Raw genomic sequence first — 11,956 nt, forward strand, 5'->3', positions numbered from 1 at the left:
TTCCTCATAGGCCTCACGCGCCGCGGTTTCCGCAGGCGACAATCCCTTGATGGGCCAGCCCTTCGGAATCACCCAGCGCCCCGTGTCGCGGGAGGAAATCAGCAGCACCTCGCGTCCAGCGCCGGCATGGCGCCACGGCAGTGCCGCGTATTGTTTCCTGTTTGCAGGCCTGTTCACCGCACCAGTCCAGAGCAATTGACTTCCGGCCTCATATGGGAGGTCATAGCGCAATCAGCAATGTAACAACAGATTCGTTCACGGCAGGTTTCCGTTTGCCACGGGTGGCAATCCGGCGCATTTCCGGCTAAGCCTTGCGGCCATGGCAAAACGGCCACCGCAAATGCCAGGGCTCCCGGCCGAGGCCGATGTCCTGGATTTCATCCAGTCCTCCCCATCGATCGTGGGCAAGCGCGAGATCGCCCGGCATTTCGGGCTCTCGGGCGCGGGCAAGGTCGCGCTCAAGGCGCTGCTGAAGCGCATGGAGGAGGATGGCCTCCTCGCCAAGCGCCAGCGCAAGCTCATCGACCGGTCTTCGCTGCCGCCCGTCACCGTGCTCGAGGTCATCGGCACCGACAAGGACGGTGAGGCCTATGCCGAGCCCGTGGAATGGGACGAGCGCCAGGCAGGAAAGCCCCCGCGCGTGGTGATCGAGGGGACCGAGAAGGCGCCGAAGAAGGGCGACCGGGTGCTGGCCAAGATCCAGGCCTCGCGCGACGGGCGCTACAAGTTCCGCGCCCGCGTGATCAAGGCGCTGTCTGACAGATCCAACAAAGTGCTGGGCGTCTACCGCGTGCTTCCCGGCCTGGGCGCACGCATCATTCCGGTGGACAAGAAGGCGCGCCACGAATTGCAGGTGATGAAAGGCGACGAGAACGAGGCGCTCAACGGCGAACTGGTCGAAGCCGAAATCATGCGGGACCGCGGCCGGGGCCTGCCCACCGCCCGCGTGCGCGAACGGCTGGGCGACATGAGCGACCAGCGCAACATCTCTCTCATCGCCATCCATCACCATGGCATTCCCAACGAATTCCCCGAGCGCGTGCTGCGCGAATCCGAGAGCCTGAAGCCCTTCTCGCGCGACGGGCGGACGGACGTGCGGAACATCCCCCTGCTCACCATCGACCCGCGCGATGCGCGCGACCATGACGATGCCGTATGGGGCGAGATCGACGAGGCTACGAGCGGCGCCAACATCATCGTCGCCATCGCCGACGTCGCCGCCTATGTGCGGCCCGGAACCGCGCTGGACCGCGAGGCGCGCATCCGCGGCAATTCGGTCTACTTCCCGGACCGGGTGGTGCCCATGCTGCCGGAGCGCATCTCGAACGATCTCTGTTCGCTGCGCGAGAAGGAAGAGCGGCCGGCCCTGGCCTGCTTCATGAGCTTCGACAAGCAAGGCCGGAAGACCAAGCACCGCTTCGAGCGCGTCATCATGCGCTCTGCCGCCAAGCTCGCTTATGAAGAGGCGCAGGCGGCGATCGACGGCAGAACGAACGATAAGACCGAGCCATTGCTCGAGCGCGTGCTGAAGCCGCTGTGGCAGGCTTATGGCATACTGCTCAAGGGCCGCAACGCGCGCGAGCCACTGGAACTGGACCTGCCCGAGCGCAAGCTGATCCTCGACGCCCACGGCCTGATCGAGCGGGTGGTGAACCCTGAACGACTGGACGCGCATAAGCTGGTCGAGGAATTCATGATCCAGGCCAATGTCGCCGCGGCGGAAGAGTTGGAGAACCGCAAGACGCCGCTGATCTTCCGCATCCATGAGCAGCCCTCGGAGGAGAAGGTGCGGGCACTGGCCGAGTTCCTGCGCACGGTGAACCTGGCCCTGCCCTTGGGCCAGGTGATGAGGCCCAAGCATTTCAACAAGCTGCTCAAGGACGTTGAGGGCCAGGATTACCAGCACCTGGTGAACGAGGTGGTGCTGCGCACGCAGGCGCAGGCCATCTACAGTCCGGAGAACAAGGGGCACTTCGGCCTGTCGCTCAGGCGCTATGCGCATTTCACCTCACCCATCCGCCGCTATGCCGACCTGATCGTGCACCGGGCGCTGGTGACTGCGCTGGGCTTCGGCAGCGATGGTCTGAGTACGGAGGATATCGCGAAGCTGAACGACACAGCCGAAATGATTTCGGACGCCGAACGCCGCGCCATGGCGGCGGAGCGGGAGACCATCGACCGGCTGGTCGCGGCGCATCTGTCCAAGCAGACGGGCGCGGTGTTCCGCGGCCGCATCGCCGGCGTCGTGAGTGCCGGGCTGTTCGTGAAGCTGGACGAGTCCGGTGCTGACGGCTTCGTGCCCGTCACCACGCTGGGGCGCGAATATTTCGTCTATGACAAGCCCCGCCATGCGCTGACCGGTGAACGCTCCGGCGAGACCTACCAGCTGGGCGACAGGCTGGAGGTAAGGCTCGTTGAGGCCACCCCCGTCTCTGGCGGCATGCGCTTCGAGGTGGTCTCGGAAGGCCGGGAAGGCAAACCTGCCGGGCGGCGCGCGGTGAAGACGCCGAGCCGGCCATTCAGGGGGAACAAGGGGCGCCGGCGCTGAGGGCCCTTCTTCCCCCTCGCCCCCTTTTCGGGGGAGAGGGCCGGGGTGAGGGGGTGTCTCCGCGAGAAGGCTCTGAGGGCAGTACGCGCGGATGCCCCCTCACCCCTGCCCTCTCCCCCCTAAGGGGGCGAGGGGGAGAAGGCCCCCTTGCGGCAGACGGTCGCGCGGCGTGGGGTTGTCTTCAATTTGCCGTGAGGGACAGCCATCGTCCCGGCCATGACATTGACCCTCGATACCCAGGCGCTGGACGCCTCCGGCAAACGCTCCTGGAAGCAGGCCATGGGCCGCGGCTTTGCCTGTGCCTGCCCCGCCTGCGGCAAGGGGCGCATGTTCGGCAAATATCTGAAGGTGGCGGACCGCTGCGGGAGTTGCGGGGAGGAACTGCACCACCACCGCGCCGATGACGCGCCGCCCTATTTCACCATGTTCATCGTCGGGCACATCGTGATCCCGCTGGTGCTGGTGGTGGAAAAGCTCTGGGCGCCGCCCCTGCCCGTTCACTTCGCGCTCTGGACCGCTGTGACGCTGGCGCTGACCTTCGCCCTGATGCCCGCCGTCAAGGGCGCCATCGTGGGGCTGCAATGGGCGCTGCGCATGCACGGCTTCGACTATGCCGCCCACCAGGATGAGGCATGAGCTACGATCATCCGGAATTTGCCGGTTCGCTGCGTCATGCCAAGGTCCTGAGGCCCAAGGATTCCGCGACACTGATCCTGGTCCGGCGCCAATCCGGGGCGCCGCGCATCCTCATGGGCCAGCGCGCGGGGGGCCATGCCTTCATGCCCAACAAATACGTCTTTCCCGGCGGCAGGCTTGATGCGGGGGATTGCCGGGTGAAGCCCGCCCGCGACCTGCACCCCGCAACACTCGCCAAGCTGCTGGCCCGCATGCGGGGCCGGCCGAGCGAGAGCCGTGCCCGTGGCCTCGCCCATGCCGCCGTGCGCGAGACCTGGGAGGAAGCAGGCCTCCTGTTCGGCCGCACAAAGATCGCCGATGCGCCCGACCTTTCCAGCCTCACCCTGTTCATGCGTGCGATCACCCCGCCTGGGCGCACGCGGCGCTTCGACTCGCGCTTCTTCGTCGCCGACGCCGAACAGCTCTCAAACGTCGACCAGCCGCATCATGACGGCGGCGGCGAACTCCTCACCCTCTCCTGGCTCAGCCTCGACGAGATCGCCTCCCTCGACCTGCCTCTCATCACCATCGATGCGCTGCAGCGGCTCAAGCCCTTTCTCGACCAGGGCCGCCTGCCCGCCCAGGACTGCCCCGCTTCCTTCCAGTATCACCGGGGCAGGAACTGGATCGAGGACGAGATCGCAATCTAGAAACAAAAGGCGGCCACCCCCCGCGCCTTGACTTTCGCGGTCAATTCGGGTCTATCGGCCCAAATTCCTGTTTTGGAGACCGTAATGGCCAAGGGCAATGTGATCAAGATCAAGCTGGCGTCGACTGCCGACACCGGATATTTCTATGTGACCAAGAAGAACTCGCGCACCAAGACCGACAAGCTGTCGTTCAAGAAGTACGACCCGGTCGCCAGGAAGCACGTCGAGTTCAAGGAAACCAAGATCAAGTAATCGCCGGTTTTCATTATCTGACAGAAAAGGCATCGCCCCCGGCGGTGCCTTTTGTGTTTTACGATGCGGCCACAGGCTTCGGATGGCATGCGGGCAAGGATGGCGAGAAGCTGCTGCTGGATGCCAGTGACCAAGGCTCGGCAAAGATCGTGCCCGGGGCGCCGTTCAGCAATTCGCCGGGCTTCAGCGCCGGATAGTGGTCCTTGAAACTCAGGACGCGGCCATCGGGTGAGCGCCGCATGACATGCTGCGGCATCAGTTGGCCAGGTTCGTCGTAGCCCGCAGCCGCGAGGATTTCCGCGAAGGATTTCACCGTCTCCTCATGGAAATGCGCCACGCGTATGGCCTTGTCGCCCACGTTCAGGGCCCGCTGGCGGGATGGATCCTGGGTGGCAACGCCTGTGGGGCAGGTTCCGGTGTGGCATTGCTGGGCCTGTATGCAGCCGATGGCAAACATGAAGCCGCGGGCGGCATTGCACCAGTCTGCGCCCAACGCCAGTACGCGCGCCATGTCGAAACCGGTGGTGATCTTGCCTGCACAGCCAATTTTGATTTCGCCGCGCAGGCCCGCGCCCGTGAGTGCGGCATGGACGAAGGACAAGCCGTCCCGGAGCGGCATGCCGAGATGGTCCATGAACTCCAGCGGGGCCGCACCCGTGCCACCCTCCTTGCCGTCGACAACGATGAAGTCCGGCAGGATGCCGCTTTCGAGCATGGCCTTGACGATGCCGAGAAACTCCCACGGGTGTCCGATGCAAAGCTTGAAGCCGACCGGCTTCCCCTGAGACAGGACGCGCAGTTCGTTGAGGAATTCGAGAAGCCCGAGAGGCGTCGAAAAGGCCGAATGACCGGCTGGCGACACGCAGTCCACACCCATGGGCACACCGCGAATCTCTGCGATCTCCGCTGTCACCTTGGCCTTGGGCAATACACCGCCATGCCCCGGCTTGGCGCCCTGGCTGAGTTTGACCTCGATCATCTTGACCTGCGGGTCGGCGGCGGCGGTGGCGAATTTTCCGGGGTCGAACTGGCCATTGGGCGTACGGCAGCCGAAATAACCAGAGCCGATTTCCCAGATGAGATCACCACCGCCCTCGCGGTGATAGGGGCTGATCGCGCCCTCCCCCGTGTCATGCGCGAAGCCACCAATCCGCGCGCCGCGGTTCAGCGCGCGGATGGCATTGGCCGAAAGGGCGCCAAAACTCATCGCCGATATGTTGAGGATCGACGCGTCATAGGGTTTGCTGCATTGCGGCCCGCCGATCATGAGGCGGAATCCGCGGGTGGCAACGGGCCTTGGCGCGATCGAGTGGTGAAGCCATTCGAACTGGCTCTCATAGACATTCTGGTGGGTGCCGAACGGCCGCTTGTCGAGCTGGTGCTTCGCTCGCTGGTAGACGACGGCACGCTTGTCCCGCGGGAAAGGCATGCCGCTCTTCTCATCCTCAAAGAAGTACTGGCGGATCTCCGGGCGGATGTCCTCAAGGATGAATCGCAGATGCCCGAGGATCGGATAATTGCGCAGCACCGCATGCCTGGTCTGAAACAGATCATAAACGCCCAGCAGGGCCAGCGGGAGCGTAATCAAGAGCGCCGCCAGAAAGGTCATCCGCCAGACTGGGAACAGCGCAGCCAAACCAAGCAGCACAATTGATACCGCGATGGCGATCGACAGTGCGAGGAACCGTTTTTCGAAGATCAGCATCAGGCTGCCATCAATAGCTATTGTGGGATACCCAATCATTATGACGCCTGCGCTACGATAATTCTGTTATGATTTGCGCTTCAAAGCTGGAGATACACATGCCCACCGACTATCGCGCCATGATCCCCAACCTGTCCTTCCGCAACCAGGCCTTCATCAACGGCAAGCATGTGGCAGCGGCCTCCGGCAAGACCTTCGACTGCGTCTCACCGATCGACGGACGCGTGCTGACAACGGTTGCCGAATGCGACCAGGAGGATGTGAACCGGGCGGTTGCCGCCGCGCGCGCCGTGTTCGAGAAGGGCTCATGGTCCGCCTGCCATCCGGCCAAGCGCAAGAAGGTGATGCTGAAGTTCGCCGAGCTCATGCAGAAGCACAAGGATGAGCTGGCCCTGCTCGAGACCCTCGACATGGGAAAACCCATCTCGGTTTCTGCAGGCGGCGACATTCCGGGATCGATCCAGGCCATGCAGTGGTATGCGGAGGCTGCCGACAAGGTCTATGACGAGATCGCGCCTTACCGGCCTGACTCCATCTCGCTCATCACGCGTGAGCCGATCGGGGTGGTGGCGGCCGTGGTGCCGTGGAACTATCCCCTGCTGATGGCATCCTGGAAGCTTGGGCCGGCACTGGCCACCGGCAACTCCGTGATCGTGAAGCCCGCCGAGCAATCGCCGCTGACAGCGCTCCGCATCGCCGAACTCGCGGCGGAGGCCGGCATGCCGGAGGGCGTGCTGCAAGTGCTGCCCGGCTTCGGAGAAACGGCAGGCCAGGCGCTTGGCCGCCACATGGACGTGGACATGGTGGCCTTCACCGGATCAACGGTGGTCGGCAAGTATTTCCTGCGCTACGCGGGCGAGAGCAACATGAAGCACGTCTCGCTCGAGACTGGCGGCAAGTCACCCAACATCGTGTTCGCGGATGCGGGCGACCTCGACCACATCGCCAAGGTCTCGGCGGACGGGGTGTTCTTCAATGCCGGGCAGAGCTGCAACGCGCCTACCCGCATCCTGGTCGAGGAGCGGATCAGGGATGAATTCGTCGCGCTCGTTGCGAAGCATGCGAAGCCGTGGACGCCCACCGATCCGCTCGATCCCGCAACCACCATGGGCGCCGTCGTCGACTCAAACCAGATGCAGCGCGTTCTGGGTTACATCGCGGACGGCCGCAGGGAAGGCGCACGGATCGCACTCGGCGGTGGCCAGGCGCGCGCAGAGACGGGCGGGAGCTACATCGAACCGACCGTCTTCACGGACGTCAGGAACGACATGAGGATCGCGCAGGAAGAGATCTTCGGTCCCGTCGTCGTCGCCGTATCGTTCAGCGACGAGGCGGAAGCGGTGCGCATCGCTAATGATTCGATCTATGGCCTCCAGGCCAATTTGTGGACACGCGACGTAAGCCGCGCCCACAAGCTGTCCCGCCGCCTCAAGGCCGGCACGGTCGTCGTCAACAACGTGTGGGGGTCTGACATCACCACACCCTTCGGCGGCTACAAGCAGTCCGGCATCGGGCGCGACAAGTCACTCCACGCGATGGACAAATACTGCCAGGTGAAGAACACTTTTATCCAGCTTTAACAGAGAGATAGGCGGGTGATCCGTTGGGATCAACTCCCAAGTCTCGCCGTCACGCCCGGGGCAGCGGGCGTTCATGCCGGGAGTTGGGGATCGTTACATCTGTTTCACTTGCACAGCGGCCCGTGAACGTGCTTCTTTTTCAAGATTAAACTGGGGAGAACCATCGCATGTCCATAACCAAGCGCGTTCTGCTGGCCGCTGTTGCCGTCCTGACGCTTGCCGGTCCTGTTTCGGCCGCCAACATGATCGGCAATTGCGAAATGACGGGCCAGAAGGGGTCTATTCCGATCGCCAACCCTGCCACCTCCGGGCAGTTCACGGTGCTGACCTCGCTGCCCGCCCCGATATGGTGGAATGGCGATGCGGTCGAGGTCATCAAGGACGGCATGGAATACTGCATGGCGGCCGAGATCGCCTGGCGTGCCGGATATGACGCGATGGTGGTGCGCGCCACATCATGGGAAGCATTCATCGGCAACCAGGAATCCGGTTACGATGTCGGCTTCGCCCAGACCTCAATCACCGAGGAGCGCAAGAAGGTGTTCGACTTCACCACGCCTTACTTCAGCTCCGACATGGGTGTGATCACCCGTTCAGATGCGCCCGTCGATGAGGCGAGCGTCAAGACCGCCAAGATCGGAATCCAGCAGGGCACCACGGGCGCCACCTTCGTCACCGAGGTCCTCGGCATCAAGGAACCGCAGATCTATGCCGAACAGGGCGAGATGTTCGCGGCCCTGCGCGCCGGCCAGGTCGACGCGGCAATCACCGACACCTCCATCACCCTGGCCGAGGAGAAGGCCGCCGGCGGCAAGTCGATCGTGGTGGGGCAATACCGCACGGGCGAGTCCTATGGCGGCATCATGCTGAAGGACAATCCCAACAACGAGACCATCAGCAAGATCATTCAGGCAATGATCGATGACGGCACCATCGCCAAGCTCGGCGCCAAGTATCTTGCCGCCGAATGGGGCAAGGACCCGGCAACCATTCCCTATTTCAAGCCCTGATGGAACGGGGCCGTCCGGCACCGCGGGCGCCTCTGGGCCCGCGGTGCGGTTCATTGACTGATCGCTGAAGACGCATCGCTCATGCCGTCTTCAGCCATCTCCTATCCGAGGCCGCCGGTTGCCCTGTCGCAGGCGGCCCTCCTGTTTGCTGCCGCCTGCGTGTTCGCCGCGCATGGCGCGACGTCGCTCGTTCGCGATGCCATCGTGTCTCTGAACGCGAGCAGCGCCTGGTGGGAACTGCTCTTCATCCCCCTCGTGCTGGCCACGGCGGCGCTGTTCATTCCCGCCGTCAAGTCCTGGCGGCTGACGCGGCAAGCCACGCAGGCCGTCAAGGCGAGCGATGCCATATCAGCGCGGATCGCCTCGGCCGCGGCGCGTGAGCACGCCTGGATCGCCTTCGGCTGGGGCATTTTTTCGCTGCTGATGCTGGGCTTCTTCGCCTTCATCTTCATGAATGGCACGGCCGTCGGACAGACCTTCTTCCTGCTGCCGCTGATCAGCGAGAAGTGGATGCTGGTCGCCGAGAAGTTCATCTACGTGAACATCGTCACCTTCGTCGCCGCTGAGATCCTCGTATTGATCTGGGGCCTGATCGTGGCCCTGGCCCGCATGGCGCCGGGGCCCGGCGGCCAGCCGATCCGCGCTTTGGCCATTCTCTATTGCGACGTGTTCCGTGGTCTTCCGGCCATCGTGACGCTCTATCTCGTCGGCTTCGGCATCCCGACCAGCGGGCTACCCGACCTGATCATTCCGCAAATCTACGGCCTCTTCGTGGATACCAGCGAGATGACCGTCCGCGAACTCCGCGATGCCACGCGCATTCCGGTGATCTACTGGTGCATCCTTGCCCTCACGCTGACCTACGGCGCCTATGTGGCCGAGGTCTATCGCGCCGGCATCGACAGCATCCACTGGAGCCAGGTTTCGGCGGCCAGGTCGCTTGGCCTCTCCTACATGCAGACCATGCGCCATGTGGTGGTGCCGCAGGCCGTGCGCCGGGTCATGGCGCCACTGCTCAATGATTTCATCGGACTGCAGAAGGACACGGCCCTCGTCCAGATTCTCGGGGTGGTCGATGCCTTCAACCAGGCGCGGGGCATTGCCGCCAACGCCTTCAACCTCTCAGCGGTCACCATCGTGGCGATCCTGTTTGTCCTGATCACCATCCCGCAGGCGCGGTTGGTGGACAGGCTGATCGAGCGCGACAATGCCCGCATGCGGGCCGGAGGCTGACATGGCCTTTCTCGAGATCATCGATGTTCAGAAGGAATTCGGTCCCGTGCGGGTTCTGCGCGGGGTCAATCTCTCGGTGAAAGAACACGAGGTTGTCTGTCTCATCGGCCCTTCCGGATGCGGCAAGTCCACCCTGCTCCGCTGCATCAACGGGCTGGAAGAGATCCAGGGAGGCGAGATCCGGCTGATGGATGACCGGGTCTCAGGCCCGGGCGTGGACGTCAACACCCTGCGCCGGAATGTTGGAATCGTCTTCCAGAGCTTCAACCTCTTCCCCCACATGAGCGTGATCGAGAACGTCACGCTGGCGCCAATCAAGGTGCTGAAGCTGCCGCGCGCCGAGGCTGAAGCAAGGGCGATGGCGCTCCTCACCCGCATCGGGCTTGAGGCCAAGGCCAGGGAGTATCCCGACCGGCTTTCGGGCGGCCAGCAGCAGCGCGTCGCCATCGTACGCGCCCTGGCCATGGAACCCAAGGTCATGCTGCTCGACGAGATCACCTCAGCCCTCGACCCGGAACTCGTGTCGGAAGTGCTCGGCATCGTGCGCGATCTCGCCTCCCAGGGCATGACCATGCTGCTTGCCACCCATGAGATGGGTTTCGCCCGGGAAGTCGCCTCGAAAGTCTGCTTTCTCTACGAGGGCGTTGTCCACGAGGAAGGCCCACCCGAGCAGCTCTTCGGCCATCCGCGCGAGGAACGCACCCGCGCCTTTCTCAAGCGCATCATCGAGGCAGGAAGGCTTTAGAGCATGATCCGCAAAAGTGGAAACCACTTTTGCGATAAGATCATGCTCAAGCAATTGATCTTGCGCGAGTTCTTTTCGACCAGGTGATTCCACCTGGTCGGAACGCGCGCTAAAGCTTCGGGCGGTCAAACGAGATCAGCGGTGGATCTTCGATCTATCCGCGCCAACCGCTCCATCCATTCCGTCACCCCAGCGAAAGCTGGGATCCCGCTTTCTGTCTGCAAGTGCTGCAACAAAAGCGGGATGCCAGCTTTCGCTGGCATGACGGTGAGAAGTGGGAAGTGATCTCAACTGACCGTCCGCCGCTCTAATCAGATCAGGGCAAAACAGAAAGCCCTTGCATTCGAAGCCGCCACAGAGTTCACACTGACGGCAGAACCGGCGCAGTACGTTGTCTCATAACCGTGCACCGGTACACTTGTGGTTTGAACAAGGATGAGAAATGGAACCGACGACTCTATTGTATGCTCTGATAGGGGCAGCGGGACTTCTGGGAGCGGATGCCTATCTCAGTTCTTCAACCATCCACCTGCAGACCTCCGTCGCGCCGATCTACGAGCAGAGGGGCTTCAGCAGCGGCGTGGTCGAGGCCATATTTGCCGGGGAACTCGATAAAATCGCCGATACGGGATCGATCATCGGCGAGCTTAACCTCGTCACGAGCAAAGACAAGCCCGTAAGCTCGGCGCTTGCGGGGGTTGCTGGTCTTTCCGAAGCTCTTGAGGCGGCGCAGACAACGGTTGGCCTCGAGCATACCGTCCTGCTCGCGAGTATCGTGGCTGACAGCAAGGACGGGAAAGATATTCCCCGGATCGTCGTCACCGGAACCTCCTATGATGCCAGGCACTTCGACCTCTCGGTAGCCTTGTCACCGGAGACGGTGCTCGACAAAGCTCTCGCCGAAGCAGCCTTTCTGACGATGAAGGAGATCAACCCCTACATCGCAACCCTCTATGCCTTCGAAAAGGCTGGAGTAGACGGGGTTCTCCCGACTCAGGCCCGTATCTTGATCGAGGAATGGCTAGCGAAGTCGCCAACCGCGGAGCATTCTCCCGAGCGCGCCCTGTTCGAGAACCTACAGGGATTGAGCTTGCTCATCGATAACGACCCGGCCTCCGCGGAGAAATGGTTCCTCAAAGCCCACGGGTCCGACCCCGAACTGGCACCGGCTCGACTAAATGTTGCGTTTATGGCCTTGTATCGCGGCGATTATGCGCGGGCAGCCGAAGTGTCTAGGCCCCTCGTCGAATCATGGACCGGGTAGCTGTCGAGCGAGGACAGGATCACATTTTCAGGACATATTATGCTTGGCATCGCTTTCGCGGGCCTCGGCGAGTTCGAGACCTCTAATGGACATTTTGAGCGTGCAATAGCGATCAATCCAAACGGGGTCGGTGGATATTTCTACTGGGCGCGGGAACTTCTCAAGCGCGGGCGGACAGTGGAGTCCGAGGCCGTCATGGGAACGGCCCGCAGGAACGTGCAAAAAGTCATTAGAGCGTCACACGTTCATGTGGAATCGGATGGGGGTTCCCAAATCGGCTGAAAAGTGATTCAC

General features: G+C 62.8%; 11 protein-coding genes. 9 read left to right on the forward strand and 2 right to left on the reverse strand.

All coding sequences use genetic code 11. The features are described 5' to 3' along the window. The coding region (locus tag ACILRA_RS12065; protein WP_395662348.1) for an NUDIX hydrolase at positions 1-195 on the reverse strand (195 nt) is incomplete at its 3' end. Positions 196-340: 145 nt separating this feature from the next. Here ACILRA_RS12065 and rnr point away from each other — a divergent pair. From rnr to rpmG, 4 genes are all read left to right on the forward strand, one after another. Continuing rightward, a complete protein-coding gene (gene rnr / locus ACILRA_RS12070) occupies positions 341-2,548 on the forward strand; it encodes a ribonuclease R (protein WP_395662349.1) in 2,208 nt (735 codons plus the stop codon). A 216-nt stretch (positions 2,549-2,764) separates the two neighbouring features. Next, positions 2,765-3,184: a DUF983 domain-containing protein gene (locus ACILRA_RS12075; RefSeq protein WP_395662350.1), complete on the forward strand. Its 420-nt coding sequence runs from the start codon at positions 2,765-2,767 to the stop codon at positions 3,182-3,184. Continuing rightward, positions 3,181-3,873, forward strand: coding sequence for an NUDIX hydrolase (locus ACILRA_RS12080; protein WP_395662351.1), 693 nt, complete (start codon positions 3,181-3,183; stop codon positions 3,871-3,873). Before ACILRA_RS12075 ends, ACILRA_RS12080 begins: the two co-directional genes overlap by 4 nt. A gap of 84 nt (positions 3,874-3,957) precedes the next feature. Next, positions 3,958-4,125, forward strand: a complete 168-nt coding sequence (rpmG, locus tag ACILRA_RS12085; protein WP_373504503.1) for a 50S ribosomal protein L33 — start codon at positions 3,958-3,960, stop codon at positions 4,123-4,125. Positions 4,126-4,183: 58 nt separating this feature from the next. Here rpmG and ACILRA_RS12090 read toward each other — a convergent pair whose 3' ends face one another. Further along, entirely contained in the window at positions 4,184-5,830 is a 1,647-nt protein-coding gene (locus ACILRA_RS12090) for an FMN-binding glutamate synthase family protein (RefSeq protein ID WP_395662352.1), read from the reverse strand. Positions 5,831-5,928: 98 nt separating this feature from the next. On the opposite strand from ACILRA_RS12090, the gene ACILRA_RS12095 reads away from it, so the two are divergent. From ACILRA_RS12095 to ACILRA_RS12115, 5 genes are all read left to right on the forward strand, one after another. Further along, positions 5,929-7,410 carry an aldehyde dehydrogenase gene (locus tag ACILRA_RS12095; RefSeq protein ID WP_395662353.1) on the forward strand — a complete coding sequence of 494 codons (1,482 nt, stop codon included), beginning with the start codon at positions 5,929-5,931 and terminating at the stop codon, positions 7,408-7,410. A 167-nt stretch (positions 7,411-7,577) separates the two neighbouring features. Next, positions 7,578-8,420 (forward strand): ABC transporter substrate-binding protein, encoded by an 843-nt coding sequence (locus ACILRA_RS12100; protein ID WP_395662354.1) that lies wholly within the window; start codon positions 7,578-7,580, stop codon positions 8,418-8,420. A gap of 81 nt (positions 8,421-8,501) precedes the next feature. Beyond that, a complete protein-coding gene (locus tag ACILRA_RS12105) occupies positions 8,502-9,653 on the forward strand; it encodes an amino acid ABC transporter permease (protein ID WP_395662355.1) in 1,152 nt (383 codons plus the stop codon). Between the two features lies 1 nt (position 9,654). Continuing rightward, entirely contained in the window at positions 9,655-10,398 is a 744-nt protein-coding gene (locus tag ACILRA_RS12110; RefSeq protein ID WP_395662356.1) for an amino acid ABC transporter ATP-binding protein, read from the forward strand. Positions 10,399-10,840: 442 nt separating this feature from the next. Then, complete coding sequence (locus ACILRA_RS12115) at positions 10,841-11,662, forward strand: tetratricopeptide repeat protein (RefSeq protein WP_395662357.1); 822 nt, start codon at positions 10,841-10,843, stop codon at positions 11,660-11,662. The last annotated feature ends 294 nt before the right edge of the window (positions 11,663-11,956 follow it).

The organism is Aestuariivirga sp., from assembly GCF_044239095.1.
Classification (GTDB): domain Bacteria; phylum Pseudomonadota; class Alphaproteobacteria; order Rhizobiales; family Aestuariivirgaceae; genus Aestuariivirga.